This is a genomic window from Chryseomicrobium aureum (genome assembly GCF_016909155.1).
Taxonomy (GTDB): Bacteria; Bacillota; Bacilli; order Bacillales_A; family Planococcaceae; genus Chryseomicrobium; species Chryseomicrobium aureum.
Genome location: NZ_JAFBFG010000020.1, coordinates 17,619 through 42,201, shown reverse-complemented (window position 1 = coordinate 42,201; position 24,583 = coordinate 17,619). Strand labels below are relative to the sequence as shown.

The window sequence follows — 24,583 nt, the reverse complement described above, 5'->3', positions numbered from 1 at the left end:
ATAAAATGTTTTGAAGTCAAACAAAAACGCCTAATCGGTGGTTACCGATTAGACGTTTCGCATACTACTATTTCTCTTGTGAAGCGTTGTTTGGTCGTAGTAGCTCTATCCACTACTCTGAGGCCCGCCGCTTCAATCGCCGTATCCATAGACTCAATCGTCACGATAATTACTTTGTCCGCAAGTCGGGCGGCATGTCTAATTAAGTCGTGTTGTTGCGTTTCCGTAGAGTGCGTGTAGAGATTGTAGGGAAGATCTAAAAATGCCACATCATAGTGACCTTCTTCCTCTTGAATTGCTCGTATCTCTACATCAATAGGAACCGGGTAATTGTAGTGTTCAAGATTTTCACGCGCTCCGACACAAGCAAGTGGATTTTTATCTCTTCCTTTGACGAACATCCCCATTGATGCTGCCTCCACTAGAACCGTGCCAATACCACAACATGGATCGATTAAGGCAAGGTCGCGCGCATGGGGGTTCGCAATATTGACGAGCGTCCGTGCCGTTCTCGCATTTAAAGCCGTTGAATACCCTTGTGGTTTTGCTACGTGCTCCATCCAAACTGGCCGACTTCTCTCGAGTAGCCCGAAATACCATCGTCCCTCATAAACTGTAACGGCGTACACTTGATCAGGTGTCTTCATCTCTAGGGGACCCGGCATCTCATTCCCTATGGTACGTGCAAGTTGGAGGCGCTGTTCATTTAAAAATGATGTCGTCCCTTCGTGCTTCATGAATACAACTTTGTAAGACTCCTGTGCGTCTCCAAAGTCCTTTGCACTCTCAATGATTTCGTCAACACTTACCGCTGATTTTAAGACATGTAACTTCTCCCGAATGAACACACTTCGAGAAGGGTCGATGGATACAGAAGATCCGATCACTTTGCCCACAGTTGATTGACCGAAAAAAGCTCGAATCTCCATTTCTGCAAGTGCGCCCTCTTCTGGATTATATCCATACGTATAAATATAAAATGGTGCCATCATCTTACTGCCTACTTTCTATAATCCAATATTGGCGAAAAACTGGCGAATCACATCTGCCCCACCAACAATTGTTCCAATCGAGCCAAAGATATTCGTTAATACAACCACCAATAGAACACGTGTTACTTTGTTACGCCAGAAACCTTTCACGGTGAAGACATCTTCAGACAATCGTTCAAAGTCTCCCACTGTCGGCTTGCGCATAAACGCTTGAACAAGTCCCGACACCCATCCTGAAGCCAAAATCGGATGCAAGGCTGTGATAGGTGCTGCGAAAAATGCAGATAGAACCGCTAATGGGTGTCCAAAAGCAACAGCAGCTCCAATTGCAGCCATCGTGCCTGTCCAGAGTATCCAGCTCAGCGCTTGATTTGCGCCAGCTTCGGGATTCACAAAAAATGTTGCTACAATCAACGCGATGATAATGGCAGGTAAAGCCCAACCTAAAATCGTTGGGACAATCGATTTCGGTGGACGTTCAGACAGCTTTTCTAGGTCATGAGTATGGTGAATCTCTTTAGTAATACCTGGAACGTGAGCAGCTCCTAATACGGCAACTATCTTGTTTCCGGGTGCTGTTTTGATCTTTTGCGCCAGATATTGATCTCGTTCATCAATAAGGGGTTGTTTTAGACGAGGGAATGATTCGGTAAACTCAGCAAGAACTGCTTGCAACGTATCTTGCTGTTTCATTTTTTCCATCTCTTCTTCTGTAATTGTATCTTTCTCAAAAATCCCAAAGACAACACCTGCTAGAAGTTGCGATTTGCCCCAAAACCCTAAGTTTGCCCAAATACGTGCAAACGTCACTTGAATGTCTCGGTCAGCTAGTACAAGCTCAGCCCCGACTTCTCTCGCACTTTCAATACCTTGAATCTGTTCAGCTCCAGGAGTGACATCAAATTGCTTCGCCATACGATTTTGAAAAGACGAAATCGCTAAGTTCATCAAAAGCATAGTTGCCTTCTTCTCTTTAATGACTTTGAAGATGTCCATGTTCTTCCACTTGTCACCTTGTTGTATAGACTGGTAGCGCTGTTGATCCAACTCAATACACACTGCATCTGGGCGCTCTCTCTCAATCACTTCTTTCACCTCAAGAGCACTGGCTTTTGAAACGTGTGCAGCACCAATTAGAATAATTTCTTTCCCGTCTATTTCCAGGCGGGTAATCGTTTCTTCCATTCTAGTTGCCCACCTTTTCATATTTTCATATAATTTTCAGAAATTTCTTATTATTATGAAAGCGCTTTCTTCACTAAACCATTCAGCACTTGTTGTTCTTCAGGTGTCCAGCACGTTAAAAATTCTTTATCTGCGCTTACAGCCGTATCGTTTAGACGAGAAACTTCTTCCTCACCTTTAGAAGTCAGAGAAAGTAGTTTTAAGTTCCCAGATTTCTCCGTTTGCACAAGTCCGACCTTTTCAAGTCTCGTTATCATTTGGCTTACATTTCCTTTTGTTACAGAAAGTAGGTCGCTCAATTGTTGTTGGTGCAATGGTTGATGTTCTTTAATTTTCCGTAATGCATTGAATTGTGTAAATGTAATAGAATGATCAGCAAATGCTGCCTCCATCGCTCTACTCCACTCCAAAGTCACACGTTGAAACTGTTCTTGAATCTCTAAAGAAGATGCTTGTTGCATCGTCGTCAAGATTTGATTTTTAATTTTTTTACGTTTCTTCTTCATTTTTACCATTTGAAATCCTCCTTGATGTTTATAATTAAACATTTTACATGACTCTTTTCGTAGATGCCACTAAAAAAAGACGCCTCAGAAATTGAGAGCGTCTTGAGATGCAGGTTCTGCCTGTGGTCTTCCTATGTAATATCCTTGAAACAACACATAACCAGCAGCTTTTAGCCAATCATATTCTTCTTTTGTTTCAATTCCTTCTGCCAATGGAATTGTTCCCATCTTACGAGCCTGTTGCAAAAATGCATTAGCAACCCGTTGTTTGTTCGCATCTGCATGCACGTCTGTTACGAACTGACGATCCAATTTCATGTAGTGCGGCTCAATTCCTTTTAAGAGTTCTAGTGTGCTGAACCCTTCTCCTACATCATCTAGTGCATACATAAACCCTTTTTCCTTGTAGTACGTCAGTATGTTCTTTAGATGTTGGACATCATCAACTTGTTCAGTTTCTACAACTTCAAATACTAATTGCTGCGGATCCACATTTAATTTGCTGGCAAGTTGCATTGTGCTGCGCAAGCAAAACTCAGGAGAGTAGATAGATGTTGGAATAAAGTTAATAAAGGCTTTCACTCGATCCAATCTAGCAGCATGACGAACAGCTGCCATTCGACACATCCGGTCTAAAGCGTATAAACGTCCACGAGATTTTGCAGCTGCAAATGCTTCGTTAGGAAAAATAGGATTCCCTTCAGAATCTGTAAAACGTGCTAATAGTTCATATCCAAACAATGCACCATCTGAACGTACGATGGGCTGAAAATGACACTCCACTCGCTCTTGAAGAATAATTTCATCGATCCAACCCATTTCAAGAAAACCACTTAAATTTGAGAGTGGAGACCAGTCCGTTTGCTCTGTTTTGAACACTATATGTTCTAATTCAAGATGATCCTCAAAGAAGTTGACGACTTCCGGTACGTGATGTTCGGGAAGAGTCACTTCATTTTCTTGGGATTTGACAGGTACTTCATTTCTTTCTAAGAAAGCTATTACAGCTGGAACTAATAGAAGATTATGTTGTTCTTTAAATCGAAAAGTGTAGCTTAGATTACTCACTTGACACCCCTGACACCCCATTGAGGTCACCCCTTAATTTTTATTAGCTTAATTTTATCATTTTTCTGTAAATCAAGTTACTGCTCGTTTTCTGACTGTCTAAACAATTTCTTGATTGCAGAACGATTCGTTTTCGGTACCAATACATACAGTACATCTCCCGCTTCAATAAAAGTGTCTCCACGAGGTGTAATTACACGGTTACCACGAATTACCGCGGTAATGAGTGTATCGGTCGGAAGCTCTACATTCTTTAGCTCTTGCCCGACAATTGTAGCATTCTCTTCAATCACGATTTCAATGATTTCTGTATTTGTTTTTCCTATTGAGACCAACTCTAAACTATGGGGTACTTGAATAGTTTTCGGGCCCACTAACCCCAGCTTCTCTGCAAAAGGCGTTAAAGTTGCTCCTTGGAATAATGCAGAAAGTAAAACTACGAAAAATACAACATTGAACAATAAATCAGCATTCTCTAATCCCGCTAGTAGTGGATAGGTGGCCAATACGATTGGGACTGCTCCGCGTAAACCTGCCCAGGAAATGAAGAGTTTTTCCTTTGCATTAAATTGGCTAAACAACAAACTAATGTAAACCCCAAGAGGTCGTGCTACGAACATTAAAATAAGAGCAAGTAAAAGCCCCTGCCAAATCACGTCTCGTAACTGATTTGGAAATACGAGCAGACCAAGCAATATAAACATACAAATTTGCATCATCCACGCAAACCCTTCATTGAAACGGAAAATTGAGTGGCGATAGGTTAGATCCATATTTCCAAGGACCACAGCCATTACATAAACTGCAAGTAACCCACTTGCTCCGATCGCAGTTGTAAAAGCATATGTGAAAATAGCAAACCCCATTGCGAGAACAGGGTAGAGACCAGAAGAATCGAGATTGATCTTATTGATGGCCCATACCGAAAGTCGCCCAATTAAGAGACCGACTAGTAAACCGATTCCCATCTGCCAAAAGAATGAGCCAATTAATGAGAGCAACGGCCCCGCCTCTGCTTGGATCAAGCTAATAAATGTAATCGTTAAAAATACTGCCATCGGATCGTTCGTTCCGGATTCTACTTCAAGTGTAGATGTGATGTTCGGTTTGATATTTTTATTCCCAAGAACAGCAAAAACAGCTGCAGCATCCGTAGATCCTACAATTGCACCAAATAACATCCCCTCTAACCATGAGAGGCCTAGAACAAACTTGGCTACAACACCAATCCCGACTGTTGTAAGGAGCACTCCAATAGTCGCGAGTGAGGTTGCAGCAGGAAGAACCGTTCGCATCGTCCGCCATTTTGTTTGCATTCCTCCCTCAAACAAAATAACAATAAGCGCAAGGATCCCTACAAGTTGTGTGATTTTTGCATTATCAAAATAAATGTATTGACTTGCAATCATTCCTACACCAATAAAAAGAACAAGAGATGGTAATCCAAGACGAGATGAAAATTTGGTTGTCGCTACACCTACTATCAGTAAAATTGATAATACAAATATTGCTGAGTCGACGGTAAATGTCATTCGTCATCCCCTTCCTAAACATTTAGATACCTGTAATTATACCGCTCTAAGGTATAGGAAACAATTGATAGTCTTTATGATAGGATTAAGAAAAGGAGGTCTTTCAAATGATTAAAAAAGCAGTAACTGTAGTAGGTGCCGGAACAATCGGTTTATCCTGGACTAGTTTATTTTTGAGTCACGGGCACTCTGTGACACTCACAGATATTCGTGAAGACTTACCCGCAATTTGGCAACGTCACCAAGAAGCACTAAAACCTACGCTGGATTCTTTAGGTTTACATGAACAAGGGCAACTGAAACTCACAACATCACTTAAAGAAGCGGTACAGCAAGCAGACATCGTACAAGAAAATGGTCCAGAGAATCTATCGTTTAAACAGCAATTGTATGCAGATATGGAACGATATGCGCCAGAACATACACTATTCTTTTCATCTTCTTCCACGCTACCTGCAAGTGAGATTTCACAATTGATGAACGATGCATCTAGAGTGGCGATTGGCCATCCGTTTAACCCCCCACTCATTATGCCGTTAGTAGAAGTCGTACCGGGCAGTTCCACTTCTGAAGAAACGATTGACCAAGCGATGCAATTCTATGCATCACTTGGTAAACAACCGCAGTTGATCAAGAAAGAAATCTTCGGATTCGTGGCAAACCGCCTTCAATTTGCACTACTTCGCGAAGCGATGCACCTCGCAAATGAAGGAGTTGTCACGATGGCCGAAATGGATGAAATCGTCAAAGATTCAATTGGACTGCGCTGGGCTGTAACTGGTCCGATGCTCGGCATGCATTTAGGTGGCGGTGAAGGTGGAGCAGGTGCTTTCATGAAACACTTAGGACCTACGATGGAAAAGTCATGGGCTCATCAAGGTCAGTTGGTTTTGGATGAAAAGACACAAGCTAACCTCCGGCAACTCGCTGAACAGTCTTATGGCACGTCTACTCTGACAGAGCTTGCACAGAAACGTGACAAAGGGCAACTCGGTATTTTAAAACTTCGCTCTACATAACAAAAACCCCTTGCAGCTTGATTGGCAAGGGGCTCTTTATTATAAATTCTCCGTATTGATCCGCGGTTGAGGATCTACTACTTCCGTGTCTTCATTTTTGTCAGCATCCATATCATTTGAAGATAGCTTGAGTTTTTTATCCTCAAGTTCTCTGATCACTCGTTTTTTATGTTCATCTTCATTCGTCGTGTAGTCTTCATTTTTCTTTTCTTCTCGGAACATCCAATCACCTCACCTCAATTAGTTGTTACCAATTACATACCCATTTTCACTAAATTTTAATCGTTTATTAGTTTCTATCAAATAATTATTTAAATAGTTTAAATAATAAAAAAATAGGTTGACTGTGTTTTGGGAAACCGCTTACAATCAAAGAGACTTTTTAAAAAGCAATGGGGATTGCTTGGTCTGATTTTGAGCGAACGCTCAGTCGTAAAATGAACGAACGCTCGGTCACATCTTGGAGAAAGTACACATGAATAAGGGGGAACACTATGAAAGCTTACAAAAAAGAAGTTCGCTTTACGATTTGGATGGCACTCGCTTTTGTTGTCATGGGGAATGCTGGCCTATTCTTCTCTATTTTTCCAACGGATGCCATGTTATTTGGCTTTCCAGTCACGTACATCATTCCCATTCTGATGGGTTGGTTCGGAGTCTTCTTCTTAACAATCATTGCTGGTAAAATCGGTAACCGGATTGATGATGAAATTGATGCGGAGATTGAAGGAGGCGTGAAACATGACTGATGGCACATGGCAGTTATCCAATCCGATTTTAGGGTTGGTCGTGGTAGCACTAACTTTCTTACTTTTTTATGTAGTAGGGTATTTATCTAACCGAAAAGCAAAGTCAGCAAAAGACTTGTACTTAGGTGGCGGAAATGTTGGAGCCTTTACAAATGGACTTGCCATGGCCTCCACTTATATGAGTTTAGCCACATTCTTAGGAATTACCGCACTTATTTTAAACTTGAAAGTTCCATTTATCATGTTATGGATTCAATTGATTTTAGCGATACCATTGATCACTATCATTTATGGAACATCACTTCGCCGTATGGGTGCCTTCACACCGACACACTTTGTACGTGAACGTTATGGAGTGAAAGCTTCTATCATCGCCGCTCTCTTTATGATTTTAGTCTCTATCATGTATGCACTTGGACAGATGATCGGGATTGCGGTTACGTTTGAAACGCTTCTCGGCATTCCGTATTTAACAGGTTTGTTTGTAGGTGGATTAATTATTGTAGGTTACATAACTGTCGGCGGAATGGCTGGTGCAACAAACAATGCCGCTATTCAAATGGTCATCATGACGCTTATGTTTATCGTACCTCTCGGCGCTATTATGAAAGCTATTGGAACAGAAGGTTGGTTCTTCCCACCACTTCTTTATGCAGATATGGTCCCTGCGATGCTGCAAGCCGTACCGGATTTCTTTGACTACCAGTACCCAACCAAATGGTATTTCTCAGTTATTCCTGCATTAACAATTGGTGCTTTAGGGTTACCTCACTTAGCAATGCGTGTTTATACATCCTCGAGCTTAAAGAGTGCTCGCAGCGCAATGGTGTGGTTTGCCTTTGTTCTTGGTCTTGTGTTCTCCGCTACGTACGCGATGGGCTTCACTGGCGTTTATGCAACAAGCGTAGAAGGTCTGAACATCGCGGAAGGTGATGCAGATAAATTAACAATCATTTTGAACCTTGCTTACAATCCGGAATGGGTCACTGCTCTTGTAATTGCAGGTGCGATTTCAGCGGGTGTATCAACACTAAGCGGAAACTTGCTAGCTATCGGAGCTCTTCTTTCTCAAGATATTATCAAGACCCTTAAACCGAATATTCATGAACGCTTAAACTATCGTCTAAGCTATATCGCAATCTTTGTAGGTGGGTTCATCAGTATCTTGTTAGCAATTGAACCACCTGCCTTCCTCGTTGTAAGTATACTATGGGCATTTGGATTAGCAGGTGTCACCAATGCACCTTTGATCATTGTCGGCGTTTGGTGGAAAGAAGCAAACAAGTACGGGGCCATGGCTGCTTCTATTGTCGGGGGAGCGATTTATATTGCCGTCTCACCTTTCGTGTTCCCAAGTCTTGCTTTGACTGGGCACGCTGTAACGGATGGCATGGGCTTATCAGGTGCAATGCTTGCTGTGCCAATCAGCTTTATCTTATTGATTGTTGTCTCATACATTACGAACCGTATTCCTGCACTTCAAAAGAATTTAACGCGCGATCGTGACGAGAAGTTGGTTGAATCGATTCACGGATGGAAAGATGTGCAGTCGTACCGCTACAACTCTACGATTGGGGCATTCATTACTGTAGCAATTTCATTAGCTGTAGCAATTTGGGCCCTTTTACCGTGGGGCATGTAAAAAAGGAGGAACCATCATGATCTTACAACTGTTGACGCTACGTGATTCTGCGTTCAAGAACTTTTCCTCTTCTGAAAAGTCACACGTCCAGGGCGGCCTTGTGCTGCTCTTGACGGGGCTTTTATATGGGAGTCTTTTACTCATAGCCAACAGGTCTTACATCCTGAGTTTTGAAACACCTGCACTCAAATGGGCAATTGTCCCATTGATTTTCATGGTTTCAGGACTGATGATGGCATGGCTTACCCGAATAGGTCTGACTTTAGTTGTCTGGGCAGGTGCTCGAGGCTTTGGTGGCGAAGGTGTGATGGGGAGAATTCGTCCCTTCGTTTCCATCAGCTTGCTCCCAGGACTTCTAGCTGTCCCGCTTTTAACTGGATGGCAGATGAACGCACTCGGCATTGTACTTGCAACTATTGGCGTGTTTTGGATGCTTATTTTCCATTGGAAAACGTTGCAGACGACACAGCAATTCTCAAAAGTAAAAGCAGGTATTGCCGCCATTACTGTATTTGTTTTCTTCGTTAGTATTTATTATTTAGTCGTGCCAACAGGCGCTATCACATCATGAAACTGGAGGAATCACCTATGAACTTTGACCACTTACTTGCACCAGAACAGTACAATATCACAAGTGAATTAGAAGCCTACAGAAACGATGAATCACGTCTTGCTATTCGTTGGATGGATGATCAAGGAAACCGCCGAGACGTTTCGTACAAAGAACTTTTTAGTAAGATGAACCAGTATGCGCAAGCTTTTAAAAGTCGCGGAATCGAAAAAGGAGATCGCTTATTGATTATCCTTCCACGAATTCCAGAGGCCTACATGACTTATCTTGCTGCATTACGTGCGGGTATTGTCGCTATCCCGTGTTCGGAGATGCTTCGTAAAAAAGATTTAACATACCGCATGGAACATTCCGGTGCAAAAGGTATCGTTGCGTTTCACAAAACGACTGCTGAAACGAACTTAATTACAGAGAGCTACCCTGCGCTAGACAACAAGTTCATCGTTGGTGGTCAAGAAGATGGCTGGGTATCATTAGAAGAGCTGGCTGCTGGTCAGCCAGAAGACTATTCTGGGGAAGATACACATCGTGAAGATATGGCATTCCTCTCATACACTTCAGGCACGACAGGAAATCCAAAAGGCGTGGTACATGTCCACGCTTGGGGATACGCTCATGTGCGCACAGCAGCAACAGAATGGTTAGGCGTTCAACAGGGAGATGTCGTCTGGGCAACTGCAGCACCTGGTTGGCAGAAATGGATTTGGAGTCCATTCTTATCGACTATCACACTTGGCGCAACCGCTTTTGTTTACCACGGTGGTTTTGATGCAGAGACCTATCTACAGATTTTGCAAGACGAGAAAATCAATGTTCTTTGCTGTACGCCAACAGAATACCGAATCATTGCCAAAGTAGAGAATCTAAAGTCCTATGATTTACATGCCCTTCGCAGTGCCGTATCTGCAGGAGAGCCACTGAACCGACAAGTCATCGAAGCTTTCCAAGACGCATTCAACTTAAACGTGCGTGATGGCTATGGTCAGACTGAAAACACATTACTTGTTGGGACTTTACAGGACATGGAAGTTCGTCCAGGTTCAATGGGGAAACCAACTCCAGGCAATCAAGTGGATGTCATTAATGAATTTGGGGACCCTGTAAAATCGGGAGAAGTGGGAGACATCGCAGTGCATAAGACAGCACCTGCTTTGTTCCGAGGGTATTACAATGATAAAGACCGCACGTCTGCTGCTTATCGCGGCGACTGGTACTTAACGGGTGACCAAGCAACGAAAGACGAGGACGGTTACTTCTGGTTTGAAGGGCGTAGTGATGATATCATCATCAGTTCTGGTTATACAATCGGTCCTTTCGAAGTCGAAGATGCTCTTACAAAGCATCCAGCAGTTCGCGAATGTGCGGTAGTAGCCGCTCCGGATGAGATTCGTGGAAGCGTCGTGAAAGCTTTTATCGTTCTTCGTGATGCCGATCAATACCCAGATAAAGACGCTCTTGTGAAAGAACTTCAAACGCATACAAAAGAAATCACAGCCCCTTACAAATATCCACGTATCGTAGAGTTCATTGATGAACTTCCGAAGACGACTTCCGGAAAGATTCGTCGAGTGGAACTGCGTACACCTGTGAAGTAATGAAAAACCAGTTTGGCCACTTAATCGGCCAAACTGGTTTTATGTTTTTGTTCATGCGCAAGGAGCCATTCTTTTCGCCATAGGCCTCCTGTGTATCCGACCATCTTGCCACTTGCTCCAATGATGCGATGACAAGGCAGTACAACTGTAAATGGATTTCGTCCATTGGCCCCACCAACTGCGCGCACGGCTTTCGGGCGGTTAATGGTAGTGGCAATTTGAAGATACGAACCCGTCTCACCATACGGAATCGTCTTCAAACTTTCCCATACTTCTCGTTGAAAAGGTGTTCCAGTTTGAGGAGCCATTTTAAACGTGAACGCCTTCCCTGTCCCCTGAAAATACGCATCTATCTCCTCATACGCTGTTTTTAGTGGAGTGGAAAGTCCATCTGTTACCGGATAGTCAAGTGTCTCTCCCTCTTCAAATAGCACACTATAGACGGCTTCCTCGTCTCCTGTAATCACCAATCGACCAATTGGTGTGAGGTAATCGACTTGTTGCATGTAGACCCTCTCCCTTTTCTTTTTTAGTTAGATTTAGTATACTATGAGCAACTGAAAGACACGAAAGTTTTCTAGGGTTCCGGAAGCACTGCTTTGACTGGTCCGAGAGAAAACGCATGGCTTGGCCATGTACACGGAGGGACAAAAGCCTGGGAGATACTGCGGAAGCAGTGTCTTTCAGGCTTTTACTTTTGAGAGGAGACGGAAAAAGATGAAAGAATGGGGTTTATTAATCGTCGCTGCTGTATTTGAAGTCGGCTGGGTAATTGGATTGAAGCACGCGGCAAGTTTTGGAGAATGGGCACTAACGATTGTCGCAATCATAATTAGTTTCGGTCTATTAATACGATCTGGACGTTACTTACCCGTAGGCACAGCGTATGCAGTATTTGTAGGACTCGGGACGGTAGGAACTGTCCTAATGGACGCAGCATTGTTTGGCCAGCCACTTGGATTTATGCAAGTTGTTTTAGTCGGAGTATTGTTACTTGGAATCATTGGACTTAAACAGACGACACAAGGAGCTGAATCATAATGGCTTGGATTGCTTTGATTGTTGCTGGACTACTTGAAATGACGGGCGTCGCTATGATGGCTCGTCTCCACGAAAAGAAGAATCTCTCTTCTGCCTTACTTTTAGTTGCTAGCTTTAGCGGTAGCTTCTTATTTTTATCCATCGCGATGGAAACATTACCAATGGGAATGGCCTATGCGATTTGGACAGGGATTGGCGCAGCAGGAGGCGCGATTTTAGGAATGATTTTTTACAAAGAGTCTGTCGCACCGATGCGCTTATTCTTTTTGGCATTGATTATTGCAAGTGTCATTGGATTGAAGCTTGTCAGTCCATAACAAAAGGCGGTCACCGTTCTCAGGTGACCGCCTTATTTTGTCGTAAAAATTGTAGAAGCTCTAATGGATTTCCCGCTAGATCTTGTAATGTGTAGTCATCTAATACAGCCAAATAAGCTTGAAGCGCCTTTCCTAATGCGTGTTTTAATGAACAAACGGGCGTAATTGGACAACTATTCCGTTCTCGATCAAAACACTCTACTATATGAAAATCGTCTTCCATCTGCCGCACGACTTTTCCGACATTGATTGCTTGGGGGTCTTGAAGTAGTCGGACGCCTCCTCCTCTTCCTCGCGTACTCTCTATGTATCCAAGTTTCGCTAAATGCTGCGCTACTTTCATCAAATGATTTTTAGATATCCCATACGATTCGGCGATTTCAGGCACCGTCGCTTTTTCTCCTGTTGGTCGAATCGCTAAATAGATAAGCAGACGTAAAGAAAAGTCCGTATACATCGTCATTCGCATGTTTCTCACCTCTTTCTCTCACTATCGCACAGGTGAACAACTTGTGACAACAAATGTGTCTATTTTTTTAAAGTGGTATTTTTAATATTTGTTTCGGCGTTGAATAGGAGTATGCTGAAATCAATAAGAGAAAAGGAGCTGTTTTACACATGTTATCACTAGAAACAAGATCAATCATTAAAGCAACTGCACCTGTACTCGCTCAGCACGGCACTACAATTACAACTGAATTTTACCGTTCACTGTTCGAGGCACATCCTGAACTATTAAATGTATTTAACCATGCAAATCAAGCCAAAGGACGTCAACAGACGGCGCTTGCTAACACGGTTTATGCAGCCGCTGTTCATATTGATAATTTAGAAACTATTTTGCCATCTGTTGTGCAAATTGCGCATAAACACGTTAGTCTTGGAATCGTCCCAGAACAGTACCCAATAGTTGGGGAATATTTACTAAAAGCGATTAAGACTGTCCTTGGAGACGCCGCAACACCAGAAATCATTAACGCTTGGGCAGAAGCGTACGGCGTTATTGCAGACGTATTTATTTCTGTAGAAGCAGGCATGTACAAAAAAGCAGAACAGCAACAAAATGGCTGGAAGTTATTTAAAGAGTTCAAAGTCGTCGGTAAAGTTCAAGAGAGTGACGCAATCACTTCATTTTATTTACAACCTGCTGACGGCTCAAAAGTACCTGCATACAAACCTGGACAATACATCTCCGTTCGCGTTCATATCCCAGGTGAAACATATATGATGATTCGTCAATACAGTCTGTCTAAAGCGGCAGATGAAGAATCTTTCCGTATCTCTGTAAAACGTGAAAGCGACCAAGATCCAAACGGAAAAGTCTCCGTGTACTTACACGAACAACTTGAAGTAGGCGGCACGATCGAAGTGACGCCTCCAGCTGGGGAATTTGTGCTAAACGAAGATTGCAGCACACCTGTTATTATGCTTGCAGGAGGTGTCGGTATCACGCCACTAATGAGTATGACAGAACGCTTGTTGCAAAGTGCGTCTGCTCGTGAAATTACTTTCCTACACGCAGCGCGCAGTGAGAAAGAAGCTGCATTTGTAAAAGAACTTCAACAACTCTCTGCATCACATGAAGAACTGACGTATCAATCTTTCTTCTCAGATACAGACAACGCCTTCATCACACGTGATGTACTCGCTGAGCTTCCGAAAAGTGCAGACATCTACGTTTGTGGACCGGTCGGGTTCATGGAAAGTATGATTGCCAATCTTGTTGCACTTGGCTTCTCCGAAGAGCAAATTCATTATGAGTTTTTCGGCCCGGCTATGCCAGTCAAAGCGCTCACTACTGCTTAATTTTCTTGCCTTCTCTGCAAAACGTGAGAGAAGGCTTTTTTTCTATAGAAAGGTATACTAATAGAGATGACTTGAAAAGGAGGAACTGGAATGTATCGTGTAAAAGAAGATTTTATTACAGACTGGCAACGAAGCTCTGAAGGAACAACGGCTGTGTTGCGCGCGATGTCAGATGACAAGCTTGGGCAGTCGATTGTCGAAGGGCATAACTCTCTTGGCTGGCTCGGTTGGCATCTGACGACAGCGCTCAGCTATTTCATGGGACAGATTGGACATAAACTTCCTGCATTAAAGTCAATGCAACAACCTCAAACAGCTTCTGAAATTGCTGATCAGTATGAACTATATGCGGCTCATATTTTAGAGCTTGCAGGACAAGAATTCTCAGATACGTTTTTAACTACTGAAGTCAATATGCACGGAGCACTCACTACTAACGGTCAAGTTCTGCGCATGATGATTGATCACCAGACGCATCACCGCGGACAAATGACGGTTTTACTTCGTCAGGCTGGATTACCGGTACCCGGTGTAATGGGACCAACGAAAGAAGAAGCGAAAGCTTAATATGAATGCTTTAGAAGTCGTAGGAAGTTGTGTACAGTGTGGCAAAACTGTTTATTGTGACGCCGGTTTTTTACAAGGCGTGCAACTTGATGGTCAGCTGTACTGTCTTGCGTGCGCAGAAAAGCAATAGACAAGACCATAAAGAAGGAGTTTCTCGCTTATGAGAAACTCCTTCTTTGTGTGGTATATAGCTGAACAGTCGGCTCCACATCTAAACTAAAGTTGAGTGGAATGGAGGGGATGACTCCAGTGGGATCAAAGTCTGCCGTGAGATCCCGCAGGAGCCTGTGACGAGGAAGCTCACGCAGCGCCCACGGAAAGCAGCCCCACAGTGGAACTCAACGACTACATCGTGTGTCGACTTTGAACGAAATCGAGTGGCGCCTCCTAGAAATCCCGCAAGAAGTCATCGCGGCCCATGAAGCAAAGAACGCTTCACAGTCCACGCTGTCATCTCGCACAATTTCTGAACAGTCGGCTCCACATCTAAACGAAATCGAGTTGCGAACGCCAGAAACACACTCCGGAATCAGCCGCACCCGCAAAGGCTGAAGAGCGCCTTCACGGGCACGTCTGATTTCCTCGGAGTTTCTTGAGTGGCGTTCTCCACATCTAAGATGATTTAAATGGATTTCTCCATTCCATCAGCATCGCCATATTGTGGGATTCTTCATCCTCTAGATAGTCTCGTACAATTCGTACCGGAGTTCTACCACTGCGTAGCATAAAGGTGATGACTGGGTCTTTCAATTCTCCTTCAAGTACGCACTCAATGTATTGTTCTGGTGATAACTCATCTGCATATTGGTGATACCCTGACATCCTGCCTCCACCAAGCAACCGATCAAGACCGTCTGCTATGACACGTTCATACAACCCTTGCAGTAGTAACCTGCCAAGATCTAGACTTCTAAATTCAGGTCGCACACATAAATCAACAACATAGAGTGTGTTGCCATCCGGTTGATGGGGAGAAATATCCCCACCCCCTGTGACTTCTTCCCATGTATGATCCGGATCCTCATAAGAATAGTTCACACGTAAACCTGTAACTGATCCCGCAAGCTTTCCTTCTACTTCGGCGCAAAGAGCCCCTTCTGGATAAAGACGAAGGTGGTTCTCTAATTGCTCTCTGGTCCATAACAATTCATCAGGAAAAGGTGGCGGAAAGCTTTCACGTTGTATCTGGATCAATTCCTCAAAATCCTGTTCCGTATAGGTACGAACTAGTACTTTCCGCGGTGTTTGGTTTTGATAAACAAATTGTTTTTTTTGATACACCCTATCTCCCCCCTATCGATTTGCGCGAATCAAGACATTCGCAACATTCATACCAGACATGGTGACCATCGGTGAGCCACCCCCTGGATGGGTACTGCCTCCGACAAAATGGAGATTGTGAATATCACGACTCCTATTACGAGGTCGCAAAAAAGCATCTTGTTTCCGGTGACTTGAAAGCCCGTAGAGAGCTCCCCGATAGGCACCGAACGTTTCTGCAATTTCAGAAGGCGGAATGATGCGTTCCACTACTAAATGATCTCGAATCGGCAGCCCCTTCTTTTCAAGTAAGTCGTAAATATGCTCTTTGTATTCATGTATGTCATAGGGCTCTTTCTCCCCTTTTGGAAGTGGCGGAGCATTGACTAAGATAAACAAATTGTCCCCATCTGGTGAGCGATCACGGTCGGTCACGCTTGAGTTACATAAATAGATTGTCGGGTCTTCTGGCATCTCTTGTCGGGTGAATAAAGCATCAAACTCGGCTTCATAATCGTGTGAAAAGTAGACCGTGTGGTGATTCACATTTTTCAAACGAGTAGACAATCCGGCTAAGATGACAAAGGCTGAAATGGACGGTTCCATAGCATCTCTTTGTTTATCTGTAAACGAAGGACGATCGCGCTCTGCCACAAGTTCTGGATACGCTTTTAAAAGATCAGCATTCATCACAACCTCGTCACCCGACCACACCTGCTCACCTGCACAATACAGTGCAGTAATTCTCTTATCCGTGATTTCTACTTGATCGATTGTTGTGTTTGTGTGAAAACGGACACCTAGCTCTTTTGCTACTTTATGAAAAGCGCGCGCAATACAAACCGTTCCGCCTTTTACTGTGTACACGCCTTGGACCAGCTCAAGGTAGGCAATCATACTAAAAGTAGCAGGTGCTCGGTACGGTGAGGAACCGATGTACGTAGCATACCTGCCGAAAGCCTGCAGTACATTGGGATTGGAAAAATAGCGTTTGAAGAAGTGATCCATTGGTTCTAACGGGCGAACTTTTGTTAGTGCATACCCCAGATTTGGGGATAGATAGTCTGTCCAAGACCGAAATGTCTTTGGAAAGAAATGAGTCTCCGATAATTCATAGAGACGTGTCAGCTCTTTCAAGAAAGAAAAATAATTTTTGGCTCCAAGTGGATCTATTTTCTCTAGTTGTTCAATCATGAAGTCTTTATCACGACTAAAGACAAGAGACGATCCGTCCTGGAAATGATTCGTCGTATGATGCTTCAATGGGATGAGCGTAAAATAGTCATCCGATTTCCGTCCTGTTTGTTCAATTACCTGCCGGAATACATGCGGCATTGTAATCGTATTTGGACCAAAATCAAACCCATATGTGCGGAGTTGAACAGGCATCAATTTTCCACCGACATGCGTGTTCTTTTCAAACACATCGACTTCAAATCCGGCATTGGCAAGAGTAATAGCCGTTGCCAAACCTCCTAATCCTGCGCCAATTATGGCTACTCGCTTCATCCGTAAAACCTGCCTTTCCATTCCACTTTCTGCCCTTGCATAGAACAAATCATTGCGTTCGCCAGTAGAGCAATTAAAGCGAGTGCAGATGCAGGTAAGGCGAAGGCCAGATACAGCGGTTCTTTTGTTGTAGCGTAAACAATCAATCCTTGAATGCTAATCAATGCATACGGAATCAGTAAGCTTGGGTCTGCAACTACAACCGCACCAACTAGCAAGAAAAGTGGAAGCACATAGAAGCTCGCATAAAACACCATAATAACAGCAGCAAGTGGTACCGATTTGCCAATCCCGTTAAAGATGTTTTTTGAGAAGCCTTTCCAAACGTCTTCATTTGTTTCGTACATCGTGCAACTAGCAAAAGCGGTAATATTGGCAAGCCACATTTTGTGCCCATGTGCTTTCATACGTTTTGAAAGCGCCACGTCCTCCACAATCTCGCCTTTTACTGATTCATGGCCACCGATTGCTTCATAGGCATCACGTTCAAAAAACATAAATCCACCGTGCGCTGCAGTAGCAGGAGGCCATTTTGTGAAACGCGCAAGCCCCATCGGAAGGTGAAATAAGACAATGAAGTGCTGCATCGGAACAAGCAGTTTGTTCAGCCATGTTGGTAATAGAAAGCGAGAAAAACCGGATACCAGTGCCAAGTTATTGTGTTGCATAAAAGCCAACACATCTTGTACTGCATTCGGTTCAATTCGTACGTCAGCATCGACATATAACAAGTAATCGCCACTTGCGTAACCGGATAGTTGATGGCAAGCATATACCTTCCCGATCCAACCATCTAGCTTAGGAGCGCCAGGCTTAATTGTAAATCGACTGTCGTGTCCGGTACTTGCTTCAAGTGCTTCACGCGTTCCGTCCGTCGACTCATCGTCTAAAACAATCACTTCAAAATTGCTATACGTCTGTTTTTGTAGCGAACCAATCAACCCTTCCACATTCGCCAATTCATTGCGCATTGGGATGAGGATGGAAACGAGCGGTTCTCCTTTTGTTCGTGCATCTCGTTTCGGTCTTGGTAAGACGACGGCATGCAGAAGCGTTATTCCTATAAATAAGAGAAGAAGTGCGCTGAACCATAGATCCCATGTCATCTCCATTCCCCCTTATAGTGCACGGTATGTATCTAAACTTTCGGACACAACATCTTGTTTCAGTAGTTCCAGTTGCTTCTCTAAATGTTTTTCTAACGCTTTCATCTTCTGTTTACGAGTCTCCCCTGGAAGAGAAGTAAATAAAAGTGGTTCGCCTGCTAAAATCGCCACTTCCGCTTTTTTATGATGGCCAAACCAGTAGTACAGTGTAATCGGTATAATAGGGGTTTGCGGGAGTTGATTGGCTAAGTGCCCTACACCCGTCTCCAAGACAAGCGGGCGTATTTCTTGTGAAAACTCTTCTCCTTGCGGGAAAATCCACACACTGGACCCTTGTTCAATCACTTCTTTTGAATAGTTCAATGCTTCTATAATATCCCTACGAGACTGTTTGTTCACAGAGTACGCCCCTGTATAGCGAAAATACCAAAACTTTTTTAATCCTTTTTCGTGCATCATAATATGTGTCGATCGATCAATAACAGTATGGCGCAAATGATAATATAGCAAACCGTCCCACCAAGAGGAGTGATTGGCGATATATAGTGAAGGCGTGCCATCAAATTCTGGCCCTTTCCAATAAACAGCATGAAATTGTTTACGAATTTGAGGAAGCGTCACTTGGCGCATCACACGCTCAAATACAGGATTTCGCTTTGCTTTAATCATGTCGTGTCCTCCACTCTGCCCAACTATAGAGAATGACTGCGCCAACCAATGTTACGCCTATTGCAAGCCACAGACCGGCTGCCCCGGCAGTAACCATAAACATGAAAATCATCATACCGTATAAGTAATACACACGTTTTTCCCACTTCGGAAATGATTCAGTTGCAGGATTTTCAGAATCCATCACCCAAATTAGTGCTTGCAAAATGCTCGCCACAACAAACCAGCCCATAAAATTGGTCCACGGGATGTCATAATATAAACCACCCTCAAACCAAATCCAATATTCATTGGCTTTGAATGCTACCGGATCAATGATTAAATCCATCACAACAGCTGATAAACTTGAAATAATTACTGTGGCAATACCGGGTCGCTTTGTAATACGCATTGCGAGCGCGTGCGTCGTTGAAATAACGAGCAACCAAGCAAACCCGATTGTAAACGGAATATCAAAAATCTTTGCACCGAACCGTTCGGTGTAGTCGTACTCGCCAAACAGAATGCCATACGCAGAGCCCAAATATTCCATAAAAGATGAAAATATATAAATGATGAGTGTGATGACGAGTGCTTTTCCTGGAGAAAATAAAGCAAAGAAATAAAAAATCCCCATCACACCAGCTAACACTAAAAATACAGTATTCGCCCATTCTAACCACGACGGTAGGAGATCAAACCCTACCAGTATGACTCCCACTGCAAACCAGAAGAGAAATAACTGATATGCTCGATCTTTCCACTTTTCCATGAACACAGCTCCTTTGATGACTAGTAAAAAACACCCGAGTCGGGTGCTTAGTGTAAAACAGCTAGAATTTCTGCTTTTTGCTCGTCGGATACAAAGTGTTTTGTATCAAACACACGATAGTCTTTCTCCCGAATTGTAGAAAGAATATGACGATAGAAATGAGAAGCACTCTTTAATGGGATTTGAGAGCGTTTTGGATACAGGTGAATAGACTGGTTCGCCTGGTCATAGTAGCGCTCTGCTAAAACAGCTAGCTCTTCCCACGACTGTATAAACCCTTTACTAATCACACCTTTACGCATACACCATTCGGATACTTCAAAGTGTGCCAAACGATCGGTTGGCATATAGATGCGCCCACGGCCAAGGTCTTCTCCAACGTCTCTTAAGATATTTGTAAGTTGCATCGCAAGACCAAGTGCAATGGCATCTTCGCGTAGCTCATTTTTACGAGCAGGCGCCAGGATTGGTAGCAACATCAGACCTACTGTACTTGCCACGTGATAGCAATACACTAATAGATCATCGATTGTTTTATAGCGATGAATAGTGAGATCCATTTCTTGACCTCTCAGTTGCTCTTTAAACGGCTCCGGGTCCATGTCATAGCGTTTAAACACGTCCGCCAGTGCAACCCACATTGGGTCCGCTTCATCATACTTGCCATCTAAGAAAGCCTGGAACTCCACCTCAAATTTATGCAGACTTGAAACTGGTTCGATTCCCTCATCCACCAGATCATCGACGCGGCGACAAAATGCATAGACTGCCCATACAGCTAGACGGTCGGCTTTAGGAAGTAAGGAAAAGGCCTTGTAAAATGTGCGGGAATTTTCAGCAATGACACGTTCACACTCTTGGTAGGCTTGCTTGACGTTCATCCGGTTGTCCCCCTTTTACAGTCAAATCATTTAACACAGTCTGTGCGGTCAAATAAGCACCTTGCATCACGATAGGAATTCCACCACCCGGGTGTGTAGAAGCACCTACAGCATACAAGTTATTGAATTTTGTTGGTTTTGCTTGTGGTCGAAATACTCCAGATTGGCCAAGTACAGGGGCAATTCCAAAGTTTCCACCTTGGAAATAGCCTTCTGCTTGGGCAGTAGCCGGTGTACGTATCTCCATCCACTCGGTGCGTTCACGCAAGTTTGGAAATCCATTTTCTTCTATACGATCTAAAATACGCTCTCGCCAATCATTAACATTCTCCCATTCAATGGCAGTACCCGATGGTACCGGAACGAGAATATAAAGAACACTTTTCCCTTTCGGGGCCAGTGAATCGTCCATGACACTTGGGTTGAATACATAAATTGAAGGTTCGTTTGGCAATTCTTTTGTTCGAAAAACAGAATCCATATGACCTTTGAAATCCGGCCCCATCAAGTACGAATGTACAAGTCGGTTTTCATACTTGCTATCGACACCAATGTACATTAAATAGCAACTAGAAGAAGGTATATAGGTACGATTCGGCACAGAAGGTAAAAGTTCCTTCAAAAATGGCATTTCTCCGTTAAAAACTACTGCGTCATGTGAAATGGATCCATTTTTCGTTTTAACGCCAGTAGCTCTCCCGTCCTCTAAGTGAATCGTTTCAACAGCACTATTTAAATGAATAGTCACACCACGCGCTCGTAGCGTCTTATCTAATAAAGGAATTAATGAGGCATACCCGCCTTGCAAATAGTAAACTCCATGCTCATGCTCTGAGAAAGAGACAAGAGAATACATCGCTGGCACTTGATACGGGTTTCCACCAATATAAAGAGATTGTAATGCATACGCTTGTTGGAGGCGCGAATCTTTGAAATACCCTTTCATCAATCCACTTACAGATTGATATGGTTTTAATGCAAGAAGCTTTCGTATAGAGGTAAACGTCCAAAAGTCTTTTTTCACGGAAAACGATTTAGTTAAAAAGGATGTCATCCCAATGTCAAAACGTTGCTTGCCTTCTGTTAAGAACTGCTTGAATCCCTCTGCATCTTTAGGAAATAAGCGCTCGATTTCTTGTTGCTGCTGAATAGGATCTGCATATTTCGTGTACACTTCTCCGTCCGAGAACTGCATGGAATAAAGAGGGTCGCAACGCAATAAACGTAAGCCTGTCGTGTCCACCCCCGCTTTTTTCAACAGGTCTAAGAACATATCAGGTAGCAAGACAATCGTCGGACCTTCGTCGATTCTGTACTCTCCATTTTTCACAAAGGCTAATCGACCGCCTAGTTTTGAACTTTTTTCATAGATAGTAACTTCGTGTCCTGCTTCTGTCAGATAGAGAGCTGTCATGAGACCGCCTACTCCACCACCGATTAATGCAATCGTCATGCTGTTCCCTCCCAAGCAGGTAAAAGGCCTACAGGTATACGCTCTTTGCCTTCTTCCGCTAAAATTCCATTGGTTACTATGCGTGCAGACTCCAAAATTGTCGGTAAGCCACTGCCAGGGTGAGTACCACCACCGACTAACCAGACGCCGTCTAGTTCTTCAAATTTATTGTGTGGGCGGAATACCATCATTTGAGACAGTTGATGGCCCAAATTGAATGTTGCGCCTTTAAAGACAGAGATATCTTCTTCCCAGTGAACCGGGGTCAACACTTTTTCACTTACAATATGCTTAGATAGATCCTTGAATTCAGATTTCTCTTCAATTGTACGGATGACCAAGTCACGGAAGGCTTGCTGTTCTTCTTGCCAACCGATTTTACTATCGTTATTTGGGACTGGAGCTAAAATATAGAGTGCAGATTGTCCCTCTGGCGCTAATGTCGGATCTGTCACACTTGCATTTTGAACATAGATAGATGGGTCTGCAGAGAGTTTTTTTGTGTGCGTAATTTCTTCCACATTTGTTTTATAGTCTTTAGCAAAAATAATGTTATGATGCGGTAAATCATATACTTTATCGAGGCCTAAATAGAGCATGAATGTGGAGCAAGAGTATTTTTTCTTATCTAGATTCTCACGTGAGTATTTCTTTAAGACACCTTCATCAACAAGGTTTGTCATCACATGCCCAAAATCTCCGTTAACCACTATTTCATCGACTTCTACTTCTTCTCCAGATTCTAAGAGCAGTCCCGTTACTTTTTTGCCATCTAATTTAAACTTTTTGACGCCTGTGCCAAGGTGTACTTTCCCACCGTATTCTTCCACCACTTTCGCCATGGATGCAGACAACTGATTCACACCACCGATTGGGTGATAGATACCATATGCATGTTCCATATAGGAAAGGATTGAAAATGCACCTGGACACTCCCATGGTGACATCCCTAGATATTTTGATTGGAATGTAAAAGCAAGTTTGAGCTCTTCATGATTGAAATAACGACTCAGTACATCATAGAGCGTTTTTCCAATTTCAAGCTCTGGCAATGCTTTCACAACAGATGGACGCATATAATGAATCAGTTTATCCATACGTGATTGAAGAATAGGCGTTAAAGCGGCTAATTTCTTCCCACTCTCATATAAAAATTGATCATATCCTTCGCTATTTCCAGGATACGTAGCTTCAATGCGTTCTTTCATTTTTTCTCGGTCACGTGTCATATCGAGCGTTCTCTTCCCGTCGAACGTTAATTGATACATTTCAGGAAGTTCGATTAAGTCCATATAATCGTGCATATTACGGCCTGCCGCTTCAAACAATTCATCTACGATATGAATCATACTTAAAAATGTCGGACCCATATCAAAGCGGAAACCGTCCATCTCGATGGCAGCGTTGCGACCTCCCACAACCTCATTCTTTTCATATACAACTACTTGAAACCCTTTAGAAGCGAGTAACATAGCCGCCGCAAGACCACCTGGTCCAGCACCGACTACTGCTATTTTCTTGCTCATGATGGCCCCTCCTCTTTATACAATACTTGTACAATGATTATACAACCGTTTTTGATTTTTGGCTATTGATTCGCTGTAAAGTTTTGTTTTTTTGTCTAACCTTCGCATAATGTGACTGTAAAAGAAAATTAGACATAATGTATATACAAAAAAGAGAACTCCCATGGGGAAGTCCTCTTGAAACTTATAAAAGTTAGTTAGAGCAGACTGTAGACAGAAAAGAAATGACAGACACTTGCTGCAAGTACAAAGACATGCCACACTGCATGGTGGTATAAAAACCCTCTCCACACATAAAAAATAGCACCTACTGTATAAAGCACTCCCCCAGCAATTAATAAGAAGAGACCTTCTTGTGTCATTGCGGCTGTGAGTGGGTTCCAAGCAAACACAATCAACCAACCCATCACAACATATAAGAAGGTAGACAATTTGACGAACCGTTTTACAAAATACAATTTAAATAACGTTCCTCCAATTGCCAGACCCCACACGATGCCAAACAATACCCATGCTAAAGGACCTTTTACTGCTAAGAATAAAAAAGGTGTGTAGGTTCCTGCAATAAACCAATAGATTGATGAATGATCTAGCCATTCAAACCAGTCTTTCGCTTTTCCTTGTGGAAAACTATGGACCAATGTAGAGGCCGAATACAAAATCAACATCGACACGCCAAAAATTGTGAAACTCACGACATGCCAAGCACTCCCCGTTTTTGCACCTGCAACAATTAACACGACAAGTGCCGAGATGCTAAGTAGCATACCTAATCCATGAATAAGTGCATTCACGAACTCTTCTCTTTTAGTAAATGTATGTGTTGTATCCATAACCG

Annotated in this window: 27 protein-coding genes and 1 riboswitch; of the genes, 10 read left to right on the top strand and 17 right to left on the bottom strand. The window is 43.1% G+C overall.

The window, feature by feature from the left end:
* Positions 1-41: 41 nt before the first annotated feature.
* The 5 genes from JOD03_RS11920 to JOD03_RS11900 form a co-directional block, all read right to left on the bottom strand.
* Positions 42-992 (bottom strand): TRM11 family SAM-dependent methyltransferase, encoded by a 951-nt coding sequence (locus JOD03_RS11920; protein ID WP_204591426.1) that lies wholly within the window; start codon positions 990-992, stop codon positions 42-44.
* 15 nt (positions 993-1,007) lie between these two features.
* Entirely contained in the window at positions 1,008-2,177 is a 1,170-nt protein-coding gene (locus JOD03_RS11915) for a TraB/GumN family protein (protein ID WP_204591424.1), read from the bottom strand.
* A 53-nt stretch (positions 2,178-2,230) separates the two neighbouring features.
* Positions 2,231-2,692, bottom strand: coding sequence for a MarR family winged helix-turn-helix transcriptional regulator (locus JOD03_RS11910; protein ID WP_204591422.1), 462 nt, complete (start codon positions 2,690-2,692; stop codon positions 2,231-2,233).
* A 75-nt stretch (positions 2,693-2,767) separates the two neighbouring features.
* Positions 2,768-3,751, bottom strand: a complete 984-nt coding sequence (locus tag JOD03_RS11905) for an EAL domain-containing protein (RefSeq protein WP_338032475.1) — start codon at positions 3,749-3,751, stop codon at positions 2,768-2,770.
* Positions 3,752-3,828: 77 nt separating this feature from the next.
* Positions 3,829-5,283: a potassium/proton antiporter gene (locus tag JOD03_RS11900; RefSeq protein ID WP_204591418.1), complete on the bottom strand. Its 1,455-nt coding sequence runs from the start codon at positions 5,281-5,283 to the stop codon at positions 3,829-3,831.
* Between the two features lie 107 nt (positions 5,284-5,390).
* Here JOD03_RS11900 and JOD03_RS11895 point away from each other — a divergent pair, with 107 nt between their 5' ends.
* Complete coding sequence (locus tag JOD03_RS11895) at positions 5,391-6,302, top strand: 3-hydroxyacyl-CoA dehydrogenase NAD-binding domain-containing protein (protein ID WP_204591416.1); 912 nt, start codon at positions 5,391-5,393, stop codon at positions 6,300-6,302.
* A gap of 39 nt (positions 6,303-6,341) precedes the next feature.
* Here JOD03_RS11895 and JOD03_RS11890 read toward each other — a convergent pair whose 3' ends face one another.
* Positions 6,342-6,524 carry a hypothetical protein gene (locus JOD03_RS11890; RefSeq protein ID WP_204591414.1) on the bottom strand — a complete coding sequence of 61 codons (183 nt, stop codon included), beginning with the start codon at positions 6,522-6,524 and terminating at the stop codon, positions 6,342-6,344.
* Between the two features lie 272 nt (positions 6,525-6,796).
* Here JOD03_RS11890 and JOD03_RS11885 point away from each other — a divergent pair, with 272 nt between their 5' ends.
* From JOD03_RS11885 to mbcS, 4 genes are read left to right on the top strand one after another with little or no spacing between them, the layout of a single operon-like run.
* Positions 6,797-7,051 (top strand): hypothetical protein, encoded by a 255-nt coding sequence (locus JOD03_RS11885; RefSeq protein WP_204591412.1) that lies wholly within the window; start codon positions 6,797-6,799, stop codon positions 7,049-7,051.
* Positions 7,044-8,693: a sodium:solute symporter family transporter gene (locus JOD03_RS11880; RefSeq protein ID WP_204591410.1), complete on the top strand. Its 1,650-nt coding sequence runs from the start codon at positions 7,044-7,046 to the stop codon at positions 8,691-8,693. Before JOD03_RS11885 ends, JOD03_RS11880 begins: the two co-directional genes overlap by 8 nt.
* Positions 8,694-8,709: 16 nt before the next feature.
* Positions 8,710-9,264, top strand: a complete 555-nt coding sequence (locus tag JOD03_RS11875) for a YIP1 family protein (RefSeq protein WP_204591408.1) — start codon at positions 8,710-8,712, stop codon at positions 9,262-9,264.
* Between the two features lie 17 nt (positions 9,265-9,281).
* A complete protein-coding gene (gene mbcS / locus JOD03_RS11870) occupies positions 9,282-10,859 on the top strand; it encodes an acyl-CoA synthetase MbcS (protein ID WP_204591406.1) in 1,578 nt (525 codons plus the stop codon).
* Between the two features lie 20 nt (positions 10,860-10,879).
* On the opposite strand, the gene JOD03_RS11865 is transcribed toward mbcS, so the two are convergent.
* Positions 10,880-11,365, bottom strand: a complete 486-nt coding sequence (locus tag JOD03_RS11865) for a methylated-DNA--[protein]-cysteine S-methyltransferase (protein ID WP_204591405.1) — start codon at positions 11,363-11,365, stop codon at positions 10,880-10,882.
* A gap of 60 nt (positions 11,366-11,425) precedes the next feature.
* Positions 11,426-11,523, top strand: a riboswitch (guanidine-I (ykkC/yxkD leader).
* A gap of 53 nt (positions 11,524-11,576) precedes the next feature.
* On the opposite strand from JOD03_RS11865, the gene JOD03_RS11860 reads away from it, so the two are divergent.
* Complete coding sequence (locus tag JOD03_RS11860) at positions 11,577-11,900, top strand: DMT family transporter (RefSeq protein WP_204591404.1); 324 nt, start codon at positions 11,577-11,579, stop codon at positions 11,898-11,900.
* Positions 11,900-12,217: a DMT family transporter gene (locus tag JOD03_RS11855; RefSeq protein ID WP_204591403.1), complete on the top strand. Its 318-nt coding sequence runs from the start codon at positions 11,900-11,902 to the stop codon at positions 12,215-12,217. The genes JOD03_RS11860 and JOD03_RS11855 overlap by 1 nt, the downstream gene beginning before the upstream one ends.
* Before the next feature lie 19 nt (positions 12,218-12,236).
* Here the strand turns inward: JOD03_RS11855 and JOD03_RS11850 are convergent, their stop codons facing one another.
* A complete protein-coding gene (locus JOD03_RS11850) occupies positions 12,237-12,686 on the bottom strand; it encodes an RrF2 family transcriptional regulator (protein ID WP_204591402.1) in 450 nt (149 codons plus the stop codon).
* A gap of 149 nt (positions 12,687-12,835) precedes the next feature.
* Between JOD03_RS11850 and hmpA the strand changes: the two genes are divergently transcribed.
* The 3 genes from hmpA (at position 12,836) to JOD03_RS11835 (ending at position 15,142) form a co-directional block, all read left to right on the top strand.
* Positions 12,836-14,023, top strand: coding sequence for an NO-inducible flavohemoprotein (hmpA, locus tag JOD03_RS11845; protein ID WP_204591401.1), 1,188 nt, complete (start codon positions 12,836-12,838; stop codon positions 14,021-14,023).
* 90 nt (positions 14,024-14,113) lie between these two features.
* Positions 14,114-14,590, top strand: a complete 477-nt coding sequence (locus JOD03_RS11840; RefSeq protein ID WP_204591399.1) for a DinB family protein — start codon at positions 14,114-14,116, stop codon at positions 14,588-14,590.
* Between the two features lie 354 nt (positions 14,591-14,944).
* Complete coding sequence (locus tag JOD03_RS11835; RefSeq protein ID WP_204591398.1) at positions 14,945-15,142, top strand: hypothetical protein; 198 nt, start codon at positions 14,945-14,947, stop codon at positions 15,140-15,142.
* Between the two features lie 60 nt (positions 15,143-15,202).
* Here the strand turns inward: JOD03_RS11835 and JOD03_RS11830 are convergent, their stop codons facing one another.
* From JOD03_RS11830 to trhA, 9 genes are all read right to left on the bottom strand, one after another.
* Entirely contained in the window at positions 15,203-15,871 is a 669-nt protein-coding gene (locus tag JOD03_RS11830) for a GNAT family N-acetyltransferase (RefSeq protein ID WP_204591396.1), read from the bottom strand.
* 12 nt (positions 15,872-15,883) lie between these two features.
* The gene (locus JOD03_RS11825; RefSeq protein ID WP_204591394.1) at positions 15,884-17,359 is read right to left on the bottom strand and encodes a phytoene desaturase family protein; all 1,476 of its coding nucleotides are present in this window, start codon (positions 17,357-17,359) and stop codon (positions 15,884-15,886) included.
* Positions 17,356-18,465: a glycosyltransferase family 2 protein gene (locus tag JOD03_RS11820; RefSeq protein ID WP_204591392.1), complete on the bottom strand. Its 1,110-nt coding sequence runs from the start codon at positions 18,463-18,465 to the stop codon at positions 17,356-17,358. Before JOD03_RS11820 ends, JOD03_RS11825 begins: the two co-directional genes overlap by 4 nt.
* A 12-nt stretch (positions 18,466-18,477) precedes the next feature.
* Positions 18,478-19,134, bottom strand: coding sequence for a lysophospholipid acyltransferase family protein (locus JOD03_RS11815; RefSeq protein WP_204591390.1), 657 nt, complete (start codon positions 19,132-19,134; stop codon positions 18,478-18,480).
* Positions 19,127-19,885 carry a carotenoid biosynthesis protein gene (locus JOD03_RS11810; RefSeq protein ID WP_204591388.1) on the bottom strand — a complete coding sequence of 253 codons (759 nt, stop codon included), beginning with the start codon at positions 19,883-19,885 and terminating at the stop codon, positions 19,127-19,129. Before JOD03_RS11810 ends, JOD03_RS11815 begins: the two co-directional genes overlap by 8 nt.
* Positions 19,886-19,932: 47 nt before the next feature.
* Entirely contained in the window at positions 19,933-20,766 is an 834-nt protein-coding gene (locus JOD03_RS11805) for a phytoene/squalene synthase family protein (protein WP_204591385.1), read from the bottom strand.
* On the bottom strand, positions 20,735-22,219 hold the full coding sequence (locus JOD03_RS11800) for a phytoene desaturase family protein (protein WP_204591383.1): 1,485 nt from the start codon (positions 22,217-22,219) through the stop codon (positions 20,735-20,737). The genes JOD03_RS11805 and JOD03_RS11800 overlap by 32 nt, the downstream gene beginning before the upstream one ends.
* Entirely contained in the window at positions 22,216-23,745 is a 1,530-nt protein-coding gene (locus JOD03_RS11795) for a phytoene desaturase family protein (RefSeq protein ID WP_204591380.1), read from the bottom strand. The genes JOD03_RS11800 and JOD03_RS11795 overlap by 4 nt, the downstream gene beginning before the upstream one ends.
* 197 nt (positions 23,746-23,942) lie before the next feature.
* On the bottom strand, positions 23,943-24,578 hold the full coding sequence (gene trhA / locus JOD03_RS11790) for a PAQR family membrane homeostasis protein TrhA (protein WP_204591378.1): 636 nt from the start codon (positions 24,576-24,578) through the stop codon (positions 23,943-23,945).
* Positions 24,579-24,583: the final 5 nt, after the last annotated feature.

Bases quoted from the DNA above. Each gene is read 5' to 3' on its own strand.
- JOD03_RS11805 (WP_204591385.1), bottom strand. From the start codon at position 20,766: ATGAACGTCAAGCAAGCCTACCAAGAGTGTGAACGTGTCATTGCTGAA.
- JOD03_RS11850 (WP_204591402.1), bottom strand. From the start codon at position 12,686: ATGCGAATGACGATGTATACGGACTTTTCTTTACGTCTGCTTATCTAT.
- JOD03_RS11855 (WP_204591403.1), top strand. From the start codon at position 11,900: ATGGCTTGGATTGCTTTGATTGTTGCTGGACTACTTGAAATGACGGGC.
- JOD03_RS11910 (WP_204591422.1), bottom strand. From the start codon at position 2,692: ATGGTAAAAATGAAGAAGAAACGTAAAAAAATTAAAAATCAAATCTTG.
- JOD03_RS11890 (WP_204591414.1), bottom strand. From the start codon at position 6,524: ATGTTCCGAGAAGAAAAGAAAAATGAAGACTACACGACGAATGAAGAT.
- mbcS (WP_204591406.1), top strand. From the start codon at position 9,282: ATGAACTTTGACCACTTACTTGCACCAGAACAGTACAATATCACAAGT.
- JOD03_RS11915 (WP_204591424.1), bottom strand. From the start codon at position 2,177: ATGGAAGAAACGATTACCCGCCTGGAAATAGACGGGAAAGAAATTATT.
- JOD03_RS11895 (WP_204591416.1), top strand. From the start codon at position 5,391: ATGATTAAAAAAGCAGTAACTGTAGTAGGTGCCGGAACAATCGGTTTA.
- JOD03_RS11815 (WP_204591390.1), bottom strand. From the start codon at position 19,134: ATGATTAAAGCAAAGCGAAATCCTGTATTTGAGCGTGTGATGCGCCAA.
- JOD03_RS11810 (WP_204591388.1), bottom strand. From the start codon at position 19,885: ATGGAAAAGTGGAAAGATCGAGCATATCAGTTATTTCTCTTCTGGTTT.
- JOD03_RS11860 (WP_204591404.1), top strand. From the start codon at position 11,577: ATGAAAGAATGGGGTTTATTAATCGTCGCTGCTGTATTTGAAGTCGGC.
- JOD03_RS11865 (WP_204591405.1), bottom strand. From the start codon at position 11,365: ATGCAACAAGTCGATTACCTCACACCAATTGGTCGATTGGTGATTACA.
- JOD03_RS11920 (WP_204591426.1), bottom strand. From the start codon at position 992: ATGATGGCACCATTTTATATTTATACGTATGGATATAATCCAGAAGAG.
- hmpA (WP_204591401.1), top strand. From the start codon at position 12,836: ATGTTATCACTAGAAACAAGATCAATCATTAAAGCAACTGCACCTGTA.
- JOD03_RS11900 (WP_204591418.1), bottom strand. From the start codon at position 5,283: ATGACATTTACCGTCGACTCAGCAATATTTGTATTATCAATTTTACTG.
- JOD03_RS11825 (WP_204591394.1), bottom strand. From the start codon at position 17,359: ATGAAGCGAGTAGCCATAATTGGCGCAGGATTAGGAGGTTTGGCAACG.
- JOD03_RS11795 (WP_204591380.1), bottom strand. From the start codon at position 23,745: ATGAGCAAGAAAATAGCAGTAGTCGGTGCTGGACCAGGTGGTCTTGCG.
- JOD03_RS11880 (WP_204591410.1), top strand. From the start codon at position 7,044: ATGACTGATGGCACATGGCAGTTATCCAATCCGATTTTAGGGTTGGTC.
- JOD03_RS11820 (WP_204591392.1), bottom strand. From the start codon at position 18,465: ATGACATGGGATCTATGGTTCAGCGCACTTCTTCTCTTATTTATAGGA.
- JOD03_RS11885 (WP_204591412.1), top strand. From the start codon at position 6,797: ATGAAAGCTTACAAAAAAGAAGTTCGCTTTACGATTTGGATGGCACTC.
- JOD03_RS11840 (WP_204591399.1), top strand. From the start codon at position 14,114: ATGTATCGTGTAAAAGAAGATTTTATTACAGACTGGCAACGAAGCTCT.
- JOD03_RS11800 (WP_204591383.1), bottom strand. From the start codon at position 22,219: ATGACGATTGCATTAATCGGTGGTGGAGTAGGCGGTCTCATGACAGCT.
- JOD03_RS11875 (WP_204591408.1), top strand. From the start codon at position 8,710: ATGATCTTACAACTGTTGACGCTACGTGATTCTGCGTTCAAGAACTTT.
- trhA (WP_204591378.1), bottom strand. From the start codon at position 24,578: ATGGATACAACACATACATTTACTAAAAGAGAAGAGTTCGTGAATGCA.